The sequence below is a fragment of the Spongiactinospora sp. 9N601 genome, from assembly GCF_044326295.1.
Classification (GTDB): Bacteria; Actinomycetota; Actinomycetes; order Streptosporangiales; family Streptosporangiaceae; genus Spongiactinospora; species Spongiactinospora gelatinilytica.
In genome coordinates this window covers 47,052-67,904 of the sequence record NZ_JBIRBB010000011.1, presented here as the reverse complement: position 1 = coordinate 67,904, position 20,853 = coordinate 47,052, and the positions used below count along the sequence as shown (strand labels likewise).

General features: G+C 73.0%; 22 protein-coding genes. 7 read left to right on the top strand and 15 right to left on the bottom strand.

From position 1 onward, the window contains the following. The 9 genes from ACH34R_RS26030 to ACH34R_RS25990 all read right to left on the bottom strand — a co-directional run bounded on the left by ACH34R_RS26030 (position 1) and on the right by ACH34R_RS25990 (position 8,079). The gene (locus tag ACH34R_RS26030) at positions 1-1,809 is read right to left on the bottom strand and encodes a proton-conducting transporter membrane subunit (protein WP_397564141.1); all 1,809 of its coding nucleotides are present in this window, start codon (positions 1,807-1,809) and stop codon (positions 1-3) included. After that, on the bottom strand, positions 1,806-2,111 hold the full coding sequence (locus ACH34R_RS26025; RefSeq protein WP_397564140.1) for an NADH-quinone oxidoreductase subunit NuoK: 306 nt from the start codon (positions 2,109-2,111) through the stop codon (positions 1,806-1,808). The genes ACH34R_RS26030 and ACH34R_RS26025 overlap by 4 nt, the downstream gene beginning before the upstream one ends. Next, positions 2,108-2,629 carry an NADH-quinone oxidoreductase subunit J gene (locus ACH34R_RS26020; RefSeq protein ID WP_397564139.1) on the bottom strand — a complete coding sequence of 174 codons (522 nt, stop codon included), beginning with the start codon at positions 2,627-2,629 and terminating at the stop codon, positions 2,108-2,110. The genes ACH34R_RS26025 and ACH34R_RS26020 overlap by 4 nt, the downstream gene beginning before the upstream one ends. Further along, a complete protein-coding gene (locus tag ACH34R_RS26015) occupies positions 2,626-3,510 on the bottom strand; it encodes an NADH-quinone oxidoreductase subunit H (RefSeq protein WP_397564344.1) in 885 nt (294 codons plus the stop codon). The genes ACH34R_RS26020 and ACH34R_RS26015 overlap by 4 nt, the downstream gene beginning before the upstream one ends. A gap of 231 nt (positions 3,511-3,741) precedes the next feature. Next, on the bottom strand, positions 3,742-4,920 hold the full coding sequence (locus tag ACH34R_RS26010; protein WP_397564138.1) for a hypothetical protein: 1,179 nt from the start codon (positions 4,918-4,920) through the stop codon (positions 3,742-3,744). Next, positions 4,911-5,252, bottom strand: coding sequence for an NADH-quinone oxidoreductase subunit A (locus ACH34R_RS26005; protein ID WP_397564137.1), 342 nt, complete (start codon positions 5,250-5,252; stop codon positions 4,911-4,913). Before ACH34R_RS26005 ends, ACH34R_RS26010 begins: the two co-directional genes overlap by 10 nt. Before the next feature lie 105 nt (positions 5,253-5,357). Further along, on the bottom strand, positions 5,358-5,567 hold the full coding sequence (locus ACH34R_RS26000; RefSeq protein ID WP_397564136.1) for a DUF5957 family protein: 210 nt from the start codon (positions 5,565-5,567) through the stop codon (positions 5,358-5,360). A 48-nt stretch (positions 5,568-5,615) separates the two neighbouring features. After that, positions 5,616-6,944 (bottom strand): FAD-dependent oxidoreductase, encoded by a 1,329-nt coding sequence (locus ACH34R_RS25995; RefSeq protein WP_397564135.1) that lies wholly within the window; start codon positions 6,942-6,944, stop codon positions 5,616-5,618. Positions 6,945-7,011: 67 nt separating this feature from the next. Beyond that, positions 7,012-8,079 carry an alpha/beta hydrolase family protein gene (locus ACH34R_RS25990; protein WP_397564134.1) on the bottom strand — a complete coding sequence of 356 codons (1,068 nt, stop codon included), beginning with the start codon at positions 8,077-8,079 and terminating at the stop codon, positions 7,012-7,014. A gap of 116 nt (positions 8,080-8,195) precedes the next feature. On the opposite strand from ACH34R_RS25990, the gene ACH34R_RS25985 reads away from it, so the two are divergent. The 3 genes from ACH34R_RS25985 to ACH34R_RS25975 all read left to right on the top strand — a co-directional run bounded on the left by ACH34R_RS25985 (position 8,196) and on the right by ACH34R_RS25975 (position 10,271). Continuing rightward, positions 8,196-8,759 (top strand): GNAT family N-acetyltransferase, encoded by a 564-nt coding sequence (locus ACH34R_RS25985; protein ID WP_111168590.1) that lies wholly within the window; start codon positions 8,196-8,198, stop codon positions 8,757-8,759. 45 nt (positions 8,760-8,804) lie between these two features. Beyond that, complete coding sequence (locus ACH34R_RS25980; protein WP_397564133.1) at positions 8,805-9,209, top strand: nitroreductase family deazaflavin-dependent oxidoreductase; 405 nt, start codon at positions 8,805-8,807, stop codon at positions 9,207-9,209. A gap of 90 nt (positions 9,210-9,299) precedes the next feature. After that, positions 9,300-10,271 carry a hypothetical protein gene (locus ACH34R_RS25975; RefSeq protein ID WP_397564132.1) on the top strand — a complete coding sequence of 324 codons (972 nt, stop codon included), beginning with the start codon at positions 9,300-9,302 and terminating at the stop codon, positions 10,269-10,271. Positions 10,272-10,284: 13 nt separating this feature from the next. On the opposite strand, the gene ACH34R_RS25970 is transcribed toward ACH34R_RS25975, so the two are convergent. The 3 genes from ACH34R_RS25970 to glgA form a co-directional block, all read right to left on the bottom strand. Next, on the bottom strand, positions 10,285-11,415 hold the full coding sequence (locus ACH34R_RS25970) for an MBL fold metallo-hydrolase (RefSeq protein WP_397564131.1): 1,131 nt from the start codon (positions 11,413-11,415) through the stop codon (positions 10,285-10,287). 87 nt (positions 11,416-11,502) lie between these two features. Then, positions 11,503-12,237: a peptidoglycan editing factor PgeF gene (pgeF, locus tag ACH34R_RS25965; protein ID WP_397564130.1), complete on the bottom strand. Its 735-nt coding sequence runs from the start codon at positions 12,235-12,237 to the stop codon at positions 11,503-11,505. A gap of 4 nt (positions 12,238-12,241) precedes the next feature. After that, positions 12,242-13,423 (bottom strand): glycogen synthase, encoded by a 1,182-nt coding sequence (gene glgA, locus ACH34R_RS25960; RefSeq protein ID WP_397564129.1) that lies wholly within the window; start codon positions 13,421-13,423, stop codon positions 12,242-12,244. Between the two features lie 82 nt (positions 13,424-13,505). On the opposite strand from glgA, the gene glgC reads away from it, so the two are divergent. Continuing rightward, entirely contained in the window at positions 13,506-14,741 is a 1,236-nt protein-coding gene (gene glgC, locus ACH34R_RS25955; protein ID WP_397564128.1) for a glucose-1-phosphate adenylyltransferase, read from the top strand. A 63-nt stretch (positions 14,742-14,804) separates the two neighbouring features. On the opposite strand, the gene ACH34R_RS25950 is transcribed toward glgC, so the two are convergent. Continuing rightward, a complete protein-coding gene (locus ACH34R_RS25950; RefSeq protein WP_397564127.1) occupies positions 14,805-15,974 on the bottom strand; it encodes an FAD-dependent oxidoreductase in 1,170 nt (389 codons plus the stop codon). A gap of 97 nt (positions 15,975-16,071) precedes the next feature. Here ACH34R_RS25950 and ACH34R_RS25945 point away from each other — a divergent pair, with 97 nt between their 5' ends. Then, a complete protein-coding gene (locus tag ACH34R_RS25945) occupies positions 16,072-16,686 on the top strand; it encodes a TetR/AcrR family transcriptional regulator (protein WP_397564126.1) in 615 nt (204 codons plus the stop codon). Here the strand turns inward: ACH34R_RS25945 and ACH34R_RS25940 are convergent. Next, the gene (locus ACH34R_RS25940; protein WP_397564125.1) at positions 16,679-17,284 is read right to left on the bottom strand and encodes a hypothetical protein; all 606 of its coding nucleotides are present in this window, start codon (positions 17,282-17,284) and stop codon (positions 16,679-16,681) included. The genes ACH34R_RS25945 and ACH34R_RS25940 overlap by 8 nt on opposite strands. A gap of 144 nt (positions 17,285-17,428) precedes the next feature. Here ACH34R_RS25940 and ACH34R_RS25935 point away from each other — a divergent pair, with 144 nt between their 5' ends. Further along, positions 17,429-18,136 carry a hypothetical protein gene (locus ACH34R_RS25935; protein WP_397564124.1) on the top strand — a complete coding sequence of 236 codons (708 nt, stop codon included), beginning with the start codon at positions 17,429-17,431 and terminating at the stop codon, positions 18,134-18,136. 44 nt (positions 18,137-18,180) lie between these two features. Then, entirely contained in the window at positions 18,181-19,761 is a 1,581-nt protein-coding gene (locus ACH34R_RS25930) for a hypothetical protein (protein ID WP_397564123.1), read from the top strand. Here ACH34R_RS25930 and ACH34R_RS25925 read toward each other — a convergent pair. Beyond that, positions 19,738-20,826: a mechanosensitive ion channel family protein gene (locus tag ACH34R_RS25925; RefSeq protein ID WP_397564122.1), complete on the bottom strand. Its 1,089-nt coding sequence runs from the start codon at positions 20,824-20,826 to the stop codon at positions 19,738-19,740. The two genes, ACH34R_RS25930 and ACH34R_RS25925, sit on opposite strands and share 24 nt — an antisense overlap. Positions 20,827-20,853 lie beyond the last annotated feature (27 nt).

Genomic DNA, 20,853 nt, shown 5'->3' with positions numbered 1-20,853 from the left:
TCACCCCCAGACCACGAGGGCCAGGACCGCGATGATGATCAGGCAGACCGCGGCCTGGGCCAGGTAGGTGTGGACCTGGCCGGTCTGCGGGCGTCTGGCCAGGGTCCCGAGGCGGCGGGCGGTGCGGGCGAGCGCGTGGATCACGCCGTCCAGGGCGGGCTCGGCGCGGGTGCGCGTCCAGCGGGCCAGGGCCGTACCGAGGCGCGGCACGGCTCGCACCGCGCCGCCGACCACCCGGTCGTCGAACCGCGCGAGCGCCCCCGCCAGAGCGGTCATGGGCCGCCAGGCCGCTGCGACGGCCGCGCGTTCCAGGCCGAGCCAGCCCGCGAACCCCGGGAGGGCGAGCGCGGCGTCGGGGCCGTGCCGCAGGACGCGGGCGAGCGCCGCGACGGCCAGTACGCCTGTCAGGGCCAGCCCGGGAAGGGCCGGACGCGGTTCGCCGGGCCCGGCCCCGACGAAGCGCGCCCACTCGTCGTACCAGAGGCCGACCAGCCCGAACGCGACCGCGACCACGGTGAGCGGCGGCAGCGGCAGCAGTTCCAGCGCCCCGGCCCGGACGCTGCCGCCATGGCCGGGCGGCAGCCAGACGGCCAACACCACCCGCGCGGCATAGCCGGCGGCCACCAGCACCGCGCCGAGGCAGACGATGAACAGCGCCGGTGAACCCGTGGCGGCGAGTACGGCGTCCTTGGTGACCCACAGCGACAGCGGCGGCAGCCCGCCTAGGGCCGCCCCGCCGAGCGCGAAGGCCACCCCGACCGGCCGGTGCCCGCGGCCCGCGCCGCGCAGTTCGCGCAGGTCCTGGGTGCCGAGCGCGGCCAGCCACACGCCCGCGCACAAGAAGAGCAGGCTTTTCACCGCCGCGTGCGCGACCAGGTGGGCCGCCCCGCCCGCGAGCGCGGGCAGCCCCGCCGCCAGTACCGCGAACCCGATCTGGGCGCTGGTCGAGGCGGCGAGCAGTTGCTTCAGGTCGGCCTGGGCCAGGGCCACCGCGCCGAGCAGCAGCGCGGTCAGCGCGCCCGCCCAGGCGACCAGGAGCGCCGCCCAGCCGGTGGCGGCGAGCAGCGGCTGGACGCGCAGCAGCAGGTAGGCCCCGGCCGCGACCATGGTCGCCGAGTGCAGCAGCGCCGAGACCGGCGTGGGCCCGGCCATCGCCCGCGACAGCCAGAAGGCGAACGGGAGCTGGGCCGACTTGCCCAGCGCGGCCAGGACGATCCCGGCCGCGACCAGGTCCAGCCAGGGACGCGGGGCGGATGCGAGGCCGGCGACGGCCAGCGAGCCGGTGCCGGCCAGCGCGCATCCGGCGGCGACGTACAGGCCGAGGTCGGCGGCGCGGGTGGTGAGGAAGGCGACTCCGCCCGCGCGCACCCGCCCGCCGTCCCGCCAGTCGAACGCGATCAGCGCGTAGGAGCACGCGCCCATGACCTCCCAGGCCATGAGCAGCACCAGCAGGTCGGCCGCCGTGACGGTGGCCAGCATGGCGGCGGTGAAGACGAGCATGAGCCCGAAGAACCTGCCGCGCGAGGCACGGATCTGCCCCGCCGCGTAGACCACTACGGCGAGGGCGACCGCCGTCGTCGTCACCGCCATGACCGCGGCGAGCCCGTCCACCGCCAGTCCCGCCCGCAGGCCGCCCACCGACGGGATCGGCAGGGTCGCGGGCCGGGTGGCCGCCGCGTACACCGCGATCAGCAGCGTCACCGCCGCGACGGACACCGCGAGCGCGGGCACCACCCGCCCGCGCATGGGCAGCAGCGCCGCGCCCGCCGCCGCGGGCAGTCCGGGGAGCAGCCACAACAGGTCGTTCATCCGCCCAGCTCGCCCGCGCCCTCGGTCATGTCCACGTCGCGTGCGCGGAAGACGGCGATGGTCACCGCGAAGCCCATCGCCATCTCCAGCGCCATCACCGTGATCGCGACCAGGACCAGCACCTGGCCGTCGGCGCGGGCCGGGGCGAAGTAGTACCAGCTCGCCCCGGCCGCGACCAGCACCCCGTTGATCATCAGCTCCAGGCCCATCATCAGCATGACGATCGACTGCTGCGACAGCGCGCCGTACAGGCCGGTCGCGAACAGCGCGGCGGCCAGCAGCAGGAAGCCCTGCGCGCTCACCGGGACCGGCTCCGATCCGCGGCGTAGCGCCCGCCGTGGACGGCGAGCACCACGGAGGCGATCATGGTGGCCAGGATCGCGACGCCGATGATCATCATGACCAGCATCTTGTCCCCCATGATGGAAAGGCCGAGGGCGCGGGCCGGGTCGGCGGGGGGCGCGCCGCGACGCGGCGGCGGCGGGACGGCCAGTGCCCCGGCGGCGAGCGACACGAACACGACGGCGGCGATGAGCGCCGCGCCGCGCGGGTTGTGCACCATGGTCATCGGCATCAGGCCGCCGGGGTTCATCATGAACATGATCATGAAGACGGCCATGACGCACATCTCCATGATCATCATCAGGATGACCAGCACGCCGAGGTACTCCAGGTCGATGAGCAGGAAGGTCAGGCCCACCGCCAGGAAGGACACCAGCAGCGCGAACGTCGCCCTGGCCATGGAGTCGACCACGAAGACGGCGACGCCGCCCGCCACGGCGAGCGCGGCGAGGGCCCAGAAGGCGATGCCCGCGATCACCGGGCCGCCACCGCCACGCTCGCGGTGACCAGCAGTTGCAGCAGCATGGCGGGGATCAGCACGAGCCAGGACGCCTCGGTGAACCGGTCCATCCGCAGGCCCGCCGTACGGCGTCCGGCCCAGACCAGCAGCGCCAGCACGGCGAGCGCCTTGACCAGGGTCCAGGCCCAGGCGGGCAGCAGCGGACCCGCCCCGCCGCCCAGGAAGAACGGCACGGCCGCCGCCGCGGCGACCGCCAGCAGCGCGTACCGCCCGGCCTGGAAGATCAGCAGGTCGGGGCCGGACAGCTCGGCCCGCACGCCGCCCGCGGCATCGACGCCCAGCGGCCCGCCCAGCGGGCCCCAGAACGCCATCGCCAGCGCCGACAGCAGGTAGACCGCGAACGCGACCGGCATGGCCACGGCGAACCACAGCCCGCGCTGCGCCGCCACCACCTCGGGCACCCGCAGCGAGCCCGCGCCGACCGCGACCGTGATCAGCGCGAACATGTGCGGCAGTTCGTAGGCGAGGCCCTGCGCCAGGAAGCGGTAGCCGCCGACCAGGGGGTAGAAGGAGTTCGCGCCCCATCCGGTGAGCCAGAGCGCGGCCCACACCGCCACCTCCATCGCGTTGAACCACACGACGCCCACGGCCAGGTCGGCGAGCGGGCGTTCGCCGAGCGGGAGCACCGCGGTCCCGGCGAGGGTCGCGGCGGTCAGGAGGGCGCACACGCCCGCGGTGGCGAGCAGGCCGTCGGCCGCGACGGTCCGCCGCCGCCGCTGCCCGAGCAGGCGCGCCGCCTCCCGCAGTGGTCCCGCCCAGCCGGTCCCCCGGGTCCGGGAGTCCAGTACGGCGGCGGCCAGCGCCAGCCCGCCCAGCACGACGGGAAACGCCAGGATCACTCCCAAGGCCGCCGCCCCCCTTCGGAGCGGCACACGGACTCGCGAGCGAAGGTGCTCGGCCGGACGGTGGCCGGATCGCGGCGCAGCATCGCGATCAGGTCCTCGATCAGCCAGATGGCCTCGCGCAGCAAGTCCGTGTGCCGCCCCCCTTCGGAGCGGCATACGGACGCGCCATCTGTCAGAGCCGTCCGTCCAGGAACGGCGCGGGGGTCCGGCGAGTCCGGCGTTCTGTCAGCCATGGCCGCCGACCGCCTCGGTGCGGGGGTCGAGGGCCGCCACGATCAGGCGGGCCGCCGCCAGTTCGGCTCCGGCCAGCAGGGCGGGCAGCCGGTCGGGGGTGCTTACCTGGTCGGGGCCGTTCGCCGGTAGTGGCGTGTCGTCGTCCATCCGGTCCAGTGCCGCGCCGACAGAGTCGAGCGACCTCAGCGCGTACCCCAGGACGTCGTCCTGCCCGGCGTCGATGCCGCGCAGCATCCAGCGCAGCGTGCGCGAGCCGCGCACCCGGCGCTCGAACCGGGCGAACTCGGCGGCGAGTGCCGCCGCCGGCCGGTCCGCGAGCATCCGGTCGCGCAGCGTCCTGGCCGCGCGGGCCGCCGCGGGCCAGCCGGCCACCGCCAGCAGCCGGCCCAGGCCGTCCAGGCGCTCGGCGGCCCCGCGTCGTTCAGCCGCGCCACGCGGGACGCGTTCGCCGCTCTGCGCTTTGTGCCATGGTTCGTCCCAGAACGGCTCGCCCGCGCCAGGAGCCGCGCCGACGACCCTGACCACCGCCTCCTGGACGACATCGCCCTGCACCGTGGCGTCCACGACCAGCCCGCCCGGCCAGTCGGCGAGCACCGGACCGAGCGGCACGTGCAGCACGTCCAGCCGCAGCCCGTCCCGGTCCTCCCCACGCCCGGCCATCCCGATCCCACCGGGCATCTCCATACCGCCGCCATGATCGCCGCCATGCCCGGCCGTCCCGCCGCCACCGGACACCCCCATGCCACCACCGGGCCCGGCCGCTCCACCCCTGCCGGACGCCCCCGTACCGCCACCACGCCCCGCCGTCCCGCCACCACCGGACGCTCCCATGCCACCAGTGGGCCGGGTCGTTCCGGCCCCACGGGCCGGGCGGGCCGCGGCCTCGTCCAAGGCGTGAGAGACCTCCGTGGGGCCCGCGTCCGGCGGGAGGTCCGTCCGGGTCCGCGGGTCCGGCATGGCGTTCCAGACCTCCGCCACGGCGGTGGCCAGTTCTCCCGTGACGGGCCCGCAGACGACCAGGAGCGAGGCCACCGCGGGCGCGGCGGCCGGGTGCCAGCGGCGGCGGGCGATCTCGGCCTCGGCGTGCAACCGCGGGCGCGTGCCGTACGGCGTGGCCACCACCAGCGGCCGCGGCCCCGCCCAGCGGGCGAGCCGGCCGCTCAGGCCCACCGCAGCGCCCCCTCGCGCCACACGTATACGACCCCGGCCATGAGCAGCCCGAGAAACGCGAACATCTCGACGACCGCCATGGTCCCGACCTCGGCCACCACCAGCGCCCAGGGGTACATGAAGACCATTTCCATGTCGAAGGCCAGGAAGACCAGCGACATGGCGTACCACCGGACGTGGTAGCGGGACATCGCGTGCTCGGCGGGCCGCGCGCCGGACAGGAACGGCCACGTCGCGAGCGGCCCCGGCCCGCGCGCGGCGGCGTAGACCCCGGCCACGCCCGCCGCGAGCAGGCCCAGCGCGGCGAGCACGCCGGGCACGGGTGCTTCCATGGTCCCTCCGGCAGGTCTGGTGCCTGCCGTCGTTCCCCGCGGCCTCCGCCGCAACCACCCGGCCGGGCTAAGAAAACCCCAGGTCAGCCCGTATGAGTACGGGCGTCAGACCTCCGTCCGCGACCGATTGCGGCGACTCAGCCGTACGGCGAGCGCCAGCACGCCCCCGGCCAGCCCCGTGTACACCGGCAGGTGGCTCACCCCCGCCGGACGGCCGGTGATCAGGGCCGTCGTGACCGCGATGACCTCGGAGAGCACGATCCCCAGGATGAATCCGCCGACCAGCCCGGCCAGCGTCACGCCGAACGTCCTCACAGCCCCTCCTTCGACCATCGTTACATAGACAGCCTACATGTAGAGAGCCTACTTATGGCGTCTGCGCGCGCCACCGAGTGCGGCCACGGCGGACAGCGCGGTGATCCCCGCCCCCGCCGCGACGACCCAGCGCCGCTGCCGGGCGATCCGCCGCTCCACCTCCACGTACGGGACGGTGCTGAAGGAGACCAGCTCGTACTGCGAGACGTAGCGCCCGGGCAGCAGGCGCTCCAGCGCGTGCTCCACCTGCTTCTGCGCCAGGAACATCCGGGAGGCGACCTTGTCGCGCATCTCCACGAAGTTGGCCAGGGCCAGTTCGGCGATGGTGTCCGCGTTGCGCTTGCGCCGCTCCTGGTAGAGCGGCAGCGCGGCGGCGAAGTCGTCGCCGGTCTCGGCCAGGCATCGGTCCAGCTCCACGCAGTCCTCGAACCCGCAGTTGGCCCCCTGGCCGTAGAACGGCAGGATGGCGTGCGCCGCGTCACCGGCCAGCGCGGTGATGGCCGCGCCGCCCGGCACCACCCAGGGCGCGCACCGGATCGTGACCAGGTGCCCGGTCGGGTTGCGCAGATAGTCATCGGAAAGGCCGGGCATGAGCGCGAGCGCGTCCGGATAGCGCTCGGCGAACAGCTCGCTGATCCGCTCGGGCGTGGTCAGGCTCGCGAAGTCGGCCTTCGGCCAGAACAGCGTGCAGGTGAACGAGCGGTCCGGGTTGGGCAGCGCGATCATCATGGAGTGCCCGCGCGGCCAGATGTGCAGGGCGCCGGGGTCCATCGCGAACCCGCCGTCCGGCGCGGGCGGGATGACCAGCTCCTTGTAGCCGTAGTCCAGGAACTCCTGGCTGTAGTCGAATCCGGGCCTGCCCTGCATCGCGGCGCGCACCGCGCTGAAGGCCCCGTCCGTGCCGATGATCACCGGTGCGGTGGCCGTCACCGTGCCGGGGTCGCCTGGCGTCTGGAACACCATCCGGCCGGAGTCCAGGTCCATGGACGTGAGCCGGTGGTCGAAGCACAGCCGTACTCCGGGCAGCCCGGCCGCAGCGTCCAGCAGGGTGCGGTTGAGGTCGGCGCGGCCGATCGAGTTGATCGCCCGGTCCCGGGCGGCGCTGTAGGGCTGGAAGGTCAGCTCGCCGTCCACGGCGTGCATCATCCTGCCGGGCATCGGCAGCGCCGTGTCCAGCACGACCTCGTCCAGGCCGACCCTGCGCAGCGCGTCGATGCCGCGCTCGGAGATGGCCAGGTTGATCGATCTGCCCCGCTCCGCGCCCGCGCGGCGGGGGTCGGGGCGCCGTTCGTACAGTGTCACCGCGTGCCCCCGGCGGGCCAGGAAACACGTGAGCAGGCAGCCGACCAGCCCGGCGCCGACGATCGAGACCTCCACGCGAACGCTCCTATCGTGATCGATATCCCCGTGTTACGACGCGGCGGCGGAGAAGTCCAGAGCGGAGTCAGGACAGCAGCCGGAAGATCTCCTCGATCATCGCCTGCCAGATGGCCGATCCCGGGTCGATCACGTCGAAGTGGCCGCCCGGCCGCTCCAGCAGCACCGCCTCCTCCCCTGCCGCGCGGGCGTGGCGGCGTCCCGTGTCGACGAAGTCGGCCTCATCGCCCGCCCCCTGCACGATGAGCTGCCGTACGCCGAGCGGCAGCCGCTCGATCGGGCTGGCCTGCGCGTAGACGTCCGGCACATCGGCGACGTGCCCGCCGAGCGCCATCGCCACCGCGCCGTTGCCCATCCGGCGGCGGTCGCCCTCGGCGAGATCGAGGACACCGGCCAGGGACACGGCCAGCGCGACCCGCCCGGGGGCGTCGGCCACCGCCCGCAGGGCGAGCGCCCCGCCCGCCGAGTGCCCGAGCACGACCAGCGGGCCGGGTCCGGCCGAGGCGACGGCCAGCCCGGCGGCCACGTCGGAGGTGGTGGCCGCCCAGCCGTGCGCGTCGGGGCGGCGGTACTCCAGGTTCCACACCGAAAATCCGCGTCCGGCGAGGTCCACGGCGGCGGCGTCCATCAGGTCGGCCCCCCAGACCGAGCGCCAGAACCCGCCGTGCACGAGCACCGCCACGGGCGGTTCCGCGCCCGCCCGCCGGGGCTCCGCGGGGAGGCGCAGGTCGGCCCACTGGTCCGGGTGCCCGCCGTACGGCACGCGGCGGGCCGGATGCCGGGTCCGGTACACGGCGTGCCGCAGCGCCCAGGCCAGCCCGTCCATCCCCCGGCCGTGGATGTGCGCGGCCCCGTCCGCGACCCGCGCGGGGCCGGTGTGGCGCAGGTCGAGCCAGACCGTGCGCGCGGCGTGCGGCCCCGGTGCGGTCATCAGGTCCCTGGCAGCGGCCAGCGGGCCCGGTAGGACCACGAACGCCTCGGCCGGGACCGCGAGCAGCGACCGCAGCGCGGGCGCGTCGTCCGCGGCCAGCACCTGCCCACTCGCCGAAAGGCGGGTCAGCTCGGCGCCGGCGATCTCCTCGATCAGGGCCCGGTCACCCGGCGCTTCGGGGCCGATCAGCACAGTCACCCGCACTTTGCGGAGTCTCCCAAACGTCTCGCGGCCCCGCAAGGGGCGCGAAGCACGCGCATAGGCCGATTCAGCGGTACTGATCTATGGCACTGCGGCCGGGAAGGCGTTAGCGTCGGCGCATGCGCGGCGTTGAGATCACTGGAGAACGACTGCGGCTGCGCGAGGTAGACCACGGCGACATCGAGGCGTTGCTCGCCGTCTATGGAGACCCCGCCGCCACCGAACACCTTCCCTTCGACCCCAAGACCCGAGATCAGGTGCTCGGGATGATCGATGAGGCGCTGGCCGCGGCGGCAGGTCCGGAACCGCGCCTGCTGTACCTGCTGGCCGCGGAGGAGACCGACAGCGGGAAGACGATCGGCGTGGCGCGGATCACGGTCGAGGCCGAGCATCCGCACAGCGCGGAGATCGGGCTCGGCCTGCGTCCGGACCACTGGGGCCGGGGCATGGGCACCGACCTGGTCCGCCTGGTGTTGCAGCTCGGTTTCAAGCAGCTCGGCCTGCACCGGATCTGGGGCGCCCGCGCTCCGGCCAACACCGCCGCCCAGCTCGCCATGCTGGTCGCCGGAATGGTGGAGGAGGGCCGGATTCGGCACCATGTCCGCGCCAAGGGCGAATGGCGTGACTCCATCGTTCACTCCGCGTTGGAGGATGAATGGGAAGGTTTCCGATCCCGCGGGTAGTTACCTCTCTGGAACGCTTCAGGCCACTTGGAAAGGTACATATTCATGCTTTTCGGTAAGGAGCACGTCGAGCGCTATCAGGCGACCGACGGAGCCGAGGGACACGACTGGAACGGTACGACGGCCCTCCTGCTCACCACCACCGGCCGCAAGTCCGGCAAGAGGTACACCACGCCGCTCATCTACCAGCGGCACGGCGACGACTACCTGATCGTCGCCTCCCACGGCGGCTCGGACATCCCGCCGGACTGGTACCTGAACCTCCAGGCCGACCCGGAGGTGGAGGTCCAGGTGCTCGCGGACAAGTTCCCGGCGCGGGCCCGTACGGCCGACCGGGAGGAGAAGCCGGAGATGTGGCGCACCATGACCGCCACCTGGCCGGACTATGACGAATACCAGAAGAAGACCGACAGGGAGATCCCGATCGTCGTGCTCGAACGCGCGTCCTGAGGATTCCGGGGACCACCGCCCGGCCCGCCCGGAAGCTTCGCGACAAAGCGAAGCGTCGGTGGATCTGATAGGCATGTGCGAATGATTCGAGTGAGACCTTTGGTGATCGCCGCCGCCTTGCCGTTCGTGGTGGCCTGCGCGCCCGCGGTGACGAACGGCGGGCCGGCGGCGAAAGCGGCGGACAGGGGCACGCCTGTCACGGCCGGTCGTGCCCCCGCCGGCGCGGGCACGACCCCCATGACGCGCAAGCCGCGACCGAAGATCCCACGCGGGACGACCGCCGGGTACGTCGTCTTCGACCGGCAGACCGGCCGCGTCGCGCTGCGGCACGCCGAGCACCGCAGGTTCAGGTCCGCCTCGGTGGTCAAGATCCTGATCGCGATCGACCTCCTGGAGAGCGGGAAGCCCGTCTCGGCCGCCGACCGTGCCCTGCTGAAGAGCATGCTGCGGGCCAGTGACGACGACGCGGCCACCACGTTCTGGCGGCGCGGCGGCGAGCGCCGGATCGTCCAGCGGATGGCCAAGCGGCTCGGGCTGAAGGACACCCTCCCGCCGCCGATTTACAAGCCGGGCTTTTGGGGTTACTCCTCGCTCAGCGCGTCCGACATCGTCACCACCTACCGCTACCTGCTCGACCGGGCCGATCCCAAGGTGAGCGGGCTCATCCTGGGCCATCTGCGCAAGGCCGCCAAGTGCGGCAAGGACGGCTTCGACCAGTCCTTCGGCATCCCGAGCGCGGTGCCCCGCCCGTTCGCGGTCAAGCAGGGCTGGTCCGGCTTCGGGACGACCCCGCCGGTGCGGTGCCGCGAAGACGCGAGCCGCGTGCGCGGGGCCTTCGCCGGGACGCTCGGCGCGGTCCCGGCCGGCCGTTCGGCCTCCCGGCTGGACCGGATCGTGGTGCCCGACCTCGGACGCCCGGTGCTGCACACCACCGGGCTGGCCGGAAAGGGCGAGCGGCTGGTGATGGTCCTGCTCACCGCCCACCCCGCGGGCACCTCCTGGCAGGAGTCGGTCCGGCGCACGACCGACCTGACCCGGCAGATCCACCAGGCCGCTTCGTGATCTGACGGCGGCGTCAGGGCGCCGCCACGGCCTGCCACCAGCCGTCGGCCGGGGAGGGGTCGTCCACATCGACGCGCTCACCCGGCCGGGGCACGGCCAGCCGTACGTCCCTGGCCTTGGCCTCGCGCCACAGCCGGTCCACCGGCTCGGACCACGAGTGGCCCGACAGGCTGAAGGTGCCCCAGTGGACCGGGATGAGCACACCGCCGCGCAGGTCGAGATGCGCGGCCACGGCCTCCTCCGGCGTCATGTGGATGTCCGGCCAGGCCGGGCTGTAGGCACCGATCTGGATCAACGTCAGGTCGAAGGGGCCGTGGGCCGCGCCGATCACCGCGTAGCCGTCGAAGTAGCCGGTGTCGCCGGAGTAGTACAGCCGCCTCCGGCGTCCGGCGACCACCCACGAACTCCACAGCGTCGGATTGCGGCGCAGCGAGCGGCCGGAGAAGTGCCGGGCGGCGGTCGCGGTGAAGCGCAGGCCGCCGAGCATGGCGTGCTCGTCCCAGTCGAGTTCGACGATCCGCGAGGCGGGCACGCCCCACCGCTCCAGGTGCGCGCCCACGCCCAGCGGCACCACGAACGGCACCGCGCGAGTGCGGGTGAGCGTGCGGATCGTCGGCATGTCGAGGTGGTCGTAGTGGTCGTGCGAGATGACCACGGCGTCGAGATGCGGCAGGCGCTCGATCGGCACCGGCATCGGATGGATCCGGCGCGGGCCGAGCAGCGGCACCGGCGTGCAGCGGTCGCTCCACACCGGGTCGAAAAGCACCCGGCGGCCCTCGATCTCCACCAGCGTCGTCGAGTGGCCGAGCCAGGTGGCCTGCAACCCGCCGGACGGCGCCACCGGCCCGCTCTGCGGCGTCACCACCGGGACGGGCACCGCGGGCTTGCGCCGCCGCCGCCGGAACAGCATCTCGCGCAGGGCCCTGCCACCCGCGCCCCGTGGCACGATCGCGGCGGGCATGGGATTGCGGAATGCGGCTCCGGCGTACCGTGGCGACCTGCGGACCCGCGCCGCCCGCGCGCCCGCGGGCGCGGCACCGAGCGACGCGCGGATGTCCCATGCCGCCCGGGCACCGGCCGCCGCGGCCAGCATCGCCGCCGTCGCCAGCATCCCCCGGACGAACCGCACCCGGTTCCCCTCCATCGAAAGCCCTCCAGCGATCAGCAAAAGACGCGATATATCGACACTAGCCAACCGTTCCGACCGCGATGCGTCGTGATCATGAGCGGTTCACGAGTCCGGTGTCCCCGGCATCCAGACGATCCCGGCGAACCGCCCGGTCCTGCGCTCGCGACGGTGGGAGTACAGCTCGGGCGACTCGATGGTGCAGCGGTCGTCGTGCCGGATGTCGGTGATCCCGGCCGCGGCGAGCCGGGCGGCGATGCCGGCGCGCAGGTCGAGCGCGGGCGTGCCCCAGCTCGTCGTGGACCACGTCTCGGGGAGCACCCGCGCGCCCTGCTCGCGCATCTCGGCGGGGACCTCGTAGCAGCGCCCGCACGCCGCGGGGCCGATGACCGCTGTGGCCCGCGGCAGGTCGGCGCCCAGGCGGGCCATCTCCCCGGCCAGTGCGGTGACCACCCCGTCGAGCGTGCCGGGACGCCCCGAGTGGGCCGCGCCGATCACGCCGTTCACCGGGTCGGCCACCAGTACGCCCGCGCAGTCCGCGCCGAGGACCCCGAGGGCGATCCCGGGCCGGTCGGTCACCACGCCGTCGGCGGCCGGCGGCTCGCCGGGGAACGGCCCGGTCACGTAGGCGATGTCGGTGCCGTGCACCTGATGGGGGAAGACCAGCAGGCCGGGGCCGATGCCCAGCTCGGCCTCGGTCCGGGCGCGGTTCTGCGCGACCGCCTCGGGGGAGTCGCCCACATGACCGCCGAGGTTCCTGCTGCCGTACGGCGCGGCGCTGACACCCCCGTGCCTGTCGGTGTACGCCATGCGGACGCGCCCGCCACCGATCGTGATCACCGGGTCATCCTCTCCCAGCCGTGACACGGCTGTACAACTCGGCCGTCCGGGCGGCGATGGTGGTCCAGGAGAAGCGCTCCACCGCCCGGGCGCGCCCGGCCCGGCCCAGCTCGGCCGCCCGCGCCGGGTCGCCGAGCAGCGCGTTGATCCGCTCGGCCAGGTCGGCGGCGAACCGCCCGGGGTCGTGCGGGGTGCCGTCGGCCGCCTGGTCGACGGGCACCAGCAGGCCGGTGACCCCGTCGTCCACCACCTCGGGGATGCCGCCGGTCGCGGTGGCCACGACGGCGGTCTCGCAGGCCATCGCCTCCAGGTTGACGATCCCCATCGGCTCGTAGACCGACGGGCAGACGAACACGGTGGCGTGCGAGAGGATCTGGATCACCTCGCGGCGCGGCAGCATCTCCGAGATCCACACCACGCCCTGCCGGTCCAGCCCGCCCACCAGCGCGGCGACCTCGGCGGCCAGCTCCGGGGTGTCCGGCGCGCCCGCGCACAGTACGAGCTGGGCGCCCTCCGCCAGCTCCCGTGCCGCGCGCAGCAGGTGGACCAGGCCCTTCTGCCGGGTGATCCGGCCGACGAACACCGCGTACGGCCGGTGGGGGTCGATGCCGTGCCGGGCGAGGGCGTCGGTGCCCTCGTCCCTGGCGTACTCGGCGGTGTCGATGCCGTTGTGAATCACTGTCACCTTTTCCGGTGAGATTTCCGGATAGGTGGCGAGGACGTCCCTGCGCATGCCCTCCGACACCGCCACCACCGCGTCCGCCGAGAGCAGCGCGGTGCGCTCGGCCCACGCCGACAGCGCGTATCCGCCGCCGAGCTGCTCGGCCTTCCACGGCCGCAGCGGCTCCAGGCTGTGCGTGGTGACCACGTGCGCCGCGCCGTACAGCAGCTTGGCGATGTGCCCGGCGAGGTTCGCGTACCAGGTGTGGCTGTGCACCACGTCGGCACCCTGGCAGCCGGCGGCCATCTCCAGGTCCACGCCGAGCACCTGGAGGGCCGGATTGGCCCCGGCCAGCCCGGACGGCACCCGGTAGGCGTCCACCCCGGCCCCGGCGCGCGGGCCGCCGAAGCAGCGTACCCGCAGGTCGACCCGCCCGCGCAGCTCCCTGGCCAGGTACTCCACGTGGACGCCGGCCCCGCCGTACACCTCGGGGGGATACTCCCTGCTCAGCAGATCGACGCGCATGTCAACAAACCCTATGTGACCGCGCCTCATGAGATCATGTGGGACGGGTTTGAGGATGGGTCGGAGGGTAATCGTCCTGGCTATGACAACGCCCCGCGTTCTTGCGATCGTGCTCGCCGGTGGCGAGGGCAAGCGGCTGATGCCGCTCACCGCCGACCGGGCGAAGCCCGCGGTGCCGTTCGGGGGGATCTACCGGCTGGTCGACTTCGTGCTGTCCAACCTGGCCAACGGGCAGTTCCTGAAGATCGTCGTGCTGACGCAGTACAAGAACCACAGCCTGGACCGGCACATCTCACGCACCTGGCGGCTCTCGGCCATGCTGGGCAACTACGTCACGCCGGTGCCGGCCCAGCAGCGGCTGGGGCCGCAGTGGTTCGCCGGGTCGGCGGACGCGCTGTTCCAGAACCTCAACCTGATCTACGACGAGATGCCGGAGCACGTGATCGTGTTCGGCGCCGACCACATCTACCGGATGGACCCCCGGCAGATGGTCGAGCAGCACGTGGAGAGCGGCACCGACGTGACGGTGGCGGCGATCCGGCAGCCGCTGGCGATGGCCGACCAGTTCGGGGTGATCGACGCCGATCCCGCCGGGCGCAGGATCGTGGCGTTCCGGGAGAAGCCGATCGACGCGGTGGGGCTGCCCGACGCGCCCGACCAGATCTACGCGTCGATGGGCAACTACGTCTTCCGCACCCAGCCGCTGATCGACGCGCTGCGGGAGGACGCGCTCGATCCCACGAGTAGACACGACATCGGGGGAAATATCATCCCGATGATGGTCAAGTCGGGCGGGGCGGAGGTCTACGACTTCGCCGACAACGTGGTGCCCGGCTCGACCGAACGCGACCGCGGCTACTGGCGCGACGTCGGCACCCTCGACGCCTACTACGACGCCCACCTCGACCTCATCTCCGCCCACCCGATCTTCAACCTCTACAACGACCGCTGGCCCATCTACACCGGCCACGACCCGCTGCCGCCCGCCAAGTTCGTGCACAACGAGGGCGAGCGGGTCGGCAGGGCACTCGACTCACTGGTCTCCCCCGGCGTGATCGTCTCCGGCGGCACAGCGGTCAGCTCGATCCTCTCGCCACGCGTCGTACTCCACTCCCGCTCCCTGGTGGAGGAGTCCGTGCTGATGGACAGCGTCAGCGTGGGCCGGGGCGCGATGATCAGACGAGCCATCATCGACAAGAACGTCATCATCCCGGACGGCGCCCGCATCGGCTACGACCTGGACCACGACCGCTCCCGCTTCGCCGTCACCCGGCACGGCGTCGTGGTCATCCCAAAGAACGAGGTAGTCGAACGCTGAGCGCCGTGCATTGCGGCGCTGCGCGCCGCGGCTCGGGCGCTGATAACCGGCGCGCTTCCCTCCTCAGTCCAGGGCACCGGCGCGGGGCAGGGGGGCGGGGGTGTGGTCGTAGAGCCAGCCGGTGGTGCGTTCGTAGATGTGGCCGAAGAAGTACGGCATGACCAGTTCGCGCAGGCGGGCGGTCAGGGGGCCTGCGGTCTTGGCGTCGCGGTTGGCCGCGGCGACCTTGACCAGGCGGCCGGTGCGGTCGTGCCGTACCCGGTCGAACTCCGCCAGGGCCGTGGGGACGTCGCCGGCCGTGGCGAGTGCGTGGGCGAGTGCTGCCGCGTCCTCGATCGCCATCGAGGCGCCCTGCCCCGCCCCCACCGGGTGCGCCGCGTCTCCGACGAGCACGGTCCTGCCGTCCTGGCGGCGCTCGGCCGGGCGCAGGACGTGCAACAGGGTCGCCGCGCCCACTTCCGTGGCCCCTCGTAGCACGGCGGTCACCGGTTCCTCCGGGAAGAGCCCGGCCAGTTCGCCGAGTCCGACCGCGCGCACGTCGGCCGGTGGTTCGGCGGCGGCGACCTGGGCCGCCCACCACACCGTGCCGTCCGGGGCGGGCAGGTGGATGAACGCCCCCCGGCGGGCGAAGAGCATGTTGAAACCGGACCCGATGGCGGCGACGCCCCTGGCGACACCGGAGAGTGCGTAGATGCCCGCGTAGGCGGGCTCGGGGGACGCAGGGTCCAAGAGCTTGCGGGTCACCGACCAGATACCGTCCGCGCCCACCACCACGTCGGCCCCGGCGATCGAGGGATCGCCGCAGGGGTGGCCGGTGCGGGCGACTGCGGCATCGCCACTGGATGTGCCCATGGTCAGGCGGTGGCCGGTGATCACCCGGGCGCCGGATCGGGTCGCCTCCTCGCGCAGGACCCGGACCAGATCCGCGCGCATCAGTGTGACGCTGAGCAGGGGGTCGCCGGAGCGGCGGCCTCGGGGCGCGTCGCCGAGCGGCCGGCCACGGCCGGACCACATGCGCTGCCGTTCCACCGCGAACCCGGCCCGCTGCACCTCCGGCAGGACGCCCAGCGCCCCCAGGGCGCGCAGCCCGTTGACCGACAGGCTCACGAACGACCCCACCGTCCCCGCCGGGTCCTCGTACGCCTCGTACACCGTCACCTGCGCCCCGATCCGCGCCAGCGCGATCGCGCTCGCCGATCCGGCCACCCCGCCCCCGATGACCACAGCCCGCATGACACCCTCCTTGAATCCTCATTCACCGAACCTCTATTCGGCGAAAACGGGTTCAGTATGATGTGCCGGGCGAAGGACAGTCAAGGGAGAGGACGACGTGGGAGTACGCAAGGCCAAGGCGGCGGAGACCGAGGCCGCGCTGAAGGAGGCGGCCCGCGGGCAGTTCACCGAACGCGGCTACCTGAACACCAAGATCACCGACATCACGGCCGCGGCGGGCCGCGCCACCGGGTCCTTCTACGACCACTTCGCGAGCAAGGAGGAACTACTGGGCGCCCTGCTGGCCGACATGCGCCGGCGGGCCCACGAGCAGATGGCGGGCACCGAGCACCCCCCGCACGACCTCACCGACCGCGCGCAACTCCGCGAGCACCTGAACGTCGGCTGGCGTCTGATGCGGGAGGACCGGCCGGTCACGGTGGCGCTGATGGAGTCGGCGATGGCCGCGGGCCCGGCCAGCGGGGAGGTGTGGCGGCGACTGACCGACGACACCGAGATCCTGTGCGACCACCTCGAACACCTGCGCACGAGCGGACGCCCGCTGCCCGGGGACCCCAGGCTGATCGCCGCCGCACTGGGGGCGATGCTGTCGACGCTGGCCTACGCGCTGCTGCCCGGCGACTCCGGGCCGGGCTACTCCGACGACGAGGTCGTGGACACCCTCACCGACCTGCTGCTGCACGGCCTGGCGGGACCGCCCACGGCTAAATGATCCGTTTACGCCACCTGGGCTCGACGGTGCGCCATTCGTCCTCCCATTCGCGTAGCGTGCGACGCTCGACCAAGGCCCGCAGCCCCAGCAGGGCCAGCCACAGCAGCGCCGACGCGCCGATGGGGAACGAGATCGCCATCATCACCGCCGACAGCGGTGTGAAGCGGTTCGCCCGGTTGTCGCCGACGGGCGTGCCGTTCGCGTCGACCCTGATCGTGACGTCCTGCCCGGCGCGCCAGACCGCGGCGGCCGGGATCGTGCCCTGGCGTACCGAACCGTCCGGAGCCGTCCAGCGGGCCTGCGCGAATCCGCTCCCGGCCGCCCGCCCGGGCGAGGCGGCCGGCGGTGGGTTCATCATCGCGGGGTCCGTGAGCAGCCGGGCCGTCGCCGGCTGGGAGGACCTGGCCTCGCTCTGGACCGCCCGCTCGTGGGCCTGGTAGGTGCCGGTCGCCACGATGATCCCGGCCACGACCGACACGACGAGGCCGATGAGCGCCGTCACCCGGCCCGCCGCCTCTATGCGGTCCCATCGGCGGCGCAGCGGGTTGGGGCCGAGGCCGAGCCAGCGGCCCAGGCGCACGATGGCATTCTGCGACATCTCCACCACCCCAACGATCCCCCTACCACGCCAGCGCGTTTTTACTCCTACCACGCTTCGGATACCTTGGGTAATGGATCACGCACAATCGGTAGGCTGCCCGGCGTCATGTCACGTGTCATGTCGACGAGGAGGGGGACTCTGGTGTGGCGACACCGATCGACGGCGAGACGGCTGGGCGGCGCCCTGGCGGTGGCGGGGGTGGTGTGGACTTCGGCGGGCTGCGCTTCCGGCGCGGGCCCGGCGGCGGGCCCTGGAACGGGCGAGAAGGCGCCGGCCGGCGCCGCCCTGCCCGACGAGCGGCTGCCCGCGGGCGTGCCCGAGGGGTTCAAGCGGGTCGGTGACGCCACCAACGGCGTGACCGTCTCGGTACCGCGCGACTGGGCCGCGCTCGATCTCGGCCGGGACGACCTGGACAAGGGCCTCGCCGCCGCGGGCCTGTCCGGGCGGACGATGCGGGAGGCCAAGGACAGCCTGCGCGAGCTGGCGGCCAGCAAGGCGGTGTGGGCCTCCGACCCCGCGTCGGTCCGGCGCTCCGCCACCAGCTTCGCCACCAACCTCAACGGCTTCTGCCGCCCCGGCGGCGCGGTGGCCGCCGCCGATCTGATCGACGTGGCCAAGGACCAGCTCCACCGGCTCGACGCCACCGTGACCGAGGCCGGGGAGGTGCCGCTCGACGAGGGCAGAGGGGTGCGGATCGTCTACATGTTCGCGTCCGGCGGGGTCAAGGTGCACGGCACCCAGTACTACGTGCCGGGCGCGGGCAAGACCTGCATCGTCACGCTCAGCACCGACCAGCAGGACCGCCAGCCGCTGTTCGACCGGATCGGCAGGACCGTCCGCCCGGTCTGAAGGGCCCGTCGGCAGGTGGCGCGTTCTGCGTTATGGTTCGCGCTGTGCGTAGATCGCGACGGTTCTGGCGATTGACCCCGGCCGAGCGCCAGGTCTGGAACGCCTATCCCACGGGGGAATGGGTGGATTTCCGGGTCGGCGACCGGGAACATGACGACCCGGCGTCCGGCGACGGCTGGGGTCCGGAGCGGACGGTCCGTGCCGAGCTGCTGGTGGCGCTGCTGCTCGGCGTCCGCGACCCCGAGCCGGGGCGCACCGCGGGCCTGCGGCTCGCCGGGGCGCGGATCACCGGCTCGTTCGACCTGTCCGACGCCACCGTCACCGCCAAGGTGCACCTGCTCAACTGCCACCTGGCGGACGGGGTCGACATCACCGACATCACCGCCCACGGCATCCGGCTGCGCGGCTGTGACATCTCCCGGGTGCGCGCCGCGCGGGCCACCGTCGAAGGACTGTTCGAGCTGGACGGATCACACATCCACCGCGGCGTCCGGCTCGACAACGCCCACGTCAGCGGGCAGTTACGGATGTCGCACGCGCGAATCACCGCCCCGCTGCGGCGCGGGCACGGCAAGAACGACAGGACCAACAAGATCGACGTCCGGCGGCCGATGTCGGAGAGCGAGCTGGAGGAGCGCGGCTACACCACCGACGTGTGGGCGGTGTGGGCGGGCGGCCTCACCGTGGACGGCGGCGCGTTCATGCGCGGGCTGCGCGCCTCCGGCGGCCTGCGGCTGATCGGCGCGCGCTTCAACGGCGGCCTCTACCTGCGCGGGGCCGAGGTCACGAAGGTGCGCTCGGTCGCCGTGAACGGCGACCATCTGCAGGCCAGCACGGTCGAGTTCAACGACGGTTTCAAAGCCGAGGGCACGGTACGGCTGCGCGGCGCGCGGGTCGACGGCGTGCTGTCCTTCCACGGGTCGACGGTGAGCGCGTCCGGCCGGATCGGGCTGCACCTCAGCCACGCGCAGGTGGACGAGGTGATCCTGACGCCCGACTCGCTCCAGGGCACGATCAACCTGGGCTACTCCAGGATCGGCGTGCTGCTCGACCAGCCGGACGCCTACGACGGCGACGTCCGTCTCAACGGGCTGGTCTACGAGTCGCTGCGTGGCGACTGGGCCCTGGCCGACCGGCTGCGCTGGCTGCGCGGGTCCGCCAACGGGTACCGGCCCCAGCCGTATGAGCAACTGGCGGGCTGGTACCGCAGGATCGGCCACGAGCCGGACGCGCGGCGGGTGCTGCTGGCCAAGCAGCGCGAGCGCCGCGGCACGCTGCGGCTGCCCGGCCGGACCTGGGGACGCCTGCTCGACGCCATGGTCGGGTACGGCTACCGCCCCTGGCTGGCCGCGGTGTGGGCGGCGTTACTGCTGGTCACCGGCATGACCGTGTTCCGCCTGATCCCGCCCGCCAAGATCGACATGGAGGAGGTCCGGCACTTCGACCCGTTCGTGTACACCCTGGACCTGCTGGTCCCGGTGAGCGTGTTCGAGCAGCGCGGGGCCTGGGAGCCGGTCGGCTGGACGCTCTGGCTGGCCAACCTGCTGATCGTGGCGGGGTGGGTGCTGGCCACGGCGCTGATCGCGGGCGCGACGCGGGTGCTACGCCCGGTCGCCTCCTCCTGACCGCTCGTCCCCCTCCCATCGGCCGCCGTCCACGATGCGGAAGCGGGGCACCGCCTCCGGGTGCTCACGGCGGACGTAGGCGAGCAGGTGCTCGCGGGCGTCGCACTTGAGGTCCCAGGCACTGGCCGAGTCGGCGGCGCTCATCAGCGCGCGCAGCTCGACCAGGCCGTTCGGCAGCAGGTCGGTGACCTGGAGGATCCAGTCCTTCTGGTCCCACAGCGGGTGCTCGCGCAGGAAGTGGTACAGCTCGGTGCGCAGTTCATCCACCGGGACCGACCACTCCACACGGATGTACACATGGCCGATCACCCTGCTGCCGTGCCTGGTCCAGTTCTCGAACGGGTTCTGGGTGAAATAGGACACCGGCAGCACCAGCCGGCGTTCGTCCCACAGCCGCAGCACCACGTAGGTGAGGGTGAGTTCCTCGATCCGGCCCCACTCCCCGCGCACGACCACCACGTCGTCCAGCCTGATCGCGTCGCTGAACGCGAGTTGCAGCCCGGCGAACAGGTTGCCCAGCGTGGACTGCGCGGCGATGCCGGCCACCACGCCGACGATGCCGGCCGAGGCGAGCAGCCCGGCGCCCAGCGCGCGCACCGAGGGGAAGGTGAACAGCATCGCGCCGAGCGCCACCACGATGACCACCGCGGCGGCGACCCTGCGCACCAGCGTGATCTGGGTGCGGATGCGGCGGGCACGCCGGTTGCCGTCGCCCTCCACCGCCATCAGCCGGTCGAGCACGACGTCGGTGATGGCGTAGGCGGCCTGGATGACCAGCCAGGTCACGCAGCCGATGGTGAGCAGCGCGAGGGTGCGGTCCACGAGTTCGACCCAGGGAGGCGGGGTGGGCACCCGCCGGTCCACGGTCGGTTCGTAGGCCAGGTTGGCGGCGACCACCACCGCGGTCGCGAACCCCGGCCAGGTGCACCGCCGTACGAGAGGTTCGGCGAGCCCCCAGCGCGGGCCGATGAGCCGCGACTTCAGCACGCGGCGGACGATCTCCACTGCCGCCACCGCCACGGCGACGGCCACCACCAGGCCGAGCAGGTTCGGTAGTGCGGACACGCTATAGGCCCCCTTTACGACACTCCT

Excerpts from the sequence above, each read along its gene's own strand:
- ACH34R_RS25970 (WP_397564131.1), bottom strand. The coding sequence starts at position 11,415 with ATGGAGGGGAACCGGGTGCGGTTCGTCCGGGGGATGCTGGCGACGGCG.
- glgA (WP_397564129.1), bottom strand. The coding sequence starts at position 13,423 with ATGCGCGTCGATCTGCTGAGCAGGGAGTATCCCCCCGAGGTGTACGGC.
- ACH34R_RS26005 (WP_397564137.1), bottom strand. The coding sequence starts at position 5,252 with ATGGAAGCACCCGTGCCCGGCGTGCTCGCCGCGCTGGGCCTGCTCGCG.
- ACH34R_RS26030 (WP_397564141.1), bottom strand. The coding sequence starts at position 1,809 with ATGAACGACCTGTTGTGGCTGCTCCCCGGACTGCCCGCGGCGGCGGGC.
- ACH34R_RS25980 (WP_397564133.1), top strand. The coding sequence starts at position 8,805 with ATGCTTTTCGGTAAGGAGCACGTCGAGCGCTATCAGGCGACCGACGGA.
- ACH34R_RS25950 (WP_397564127.1), bottom strand. The coding sequence starts at position 15,974 with ATGCGGGCTGTGGTCATCGGGGGCGGGGTGGCCGGATCGGCGAGCGCG.
- glgC (WP_397564128.1), top strand. The coding sequence starts at position 13,506 with ATGACAACGCCCCGCGTTCTTGCGATCGTGCTCGCCGGTGGCGAGGGC.
- ACH34R_RS25940 (WP_397564125.1), bottom strand. The coding sequence starts at position 17,284 with ATGTCGCAGAATGCCATCGTGCGCCTGGGCCGCTGGCTCGGCCTCGGC.
- ACH34R_RS25985 (WP_111168590.1), top strand. The coding sequence starts at position 8,196 with ATGCGCGGCGTTGAGATCACTGGAGAACGACTGCGGCTGCGCGAGGTA.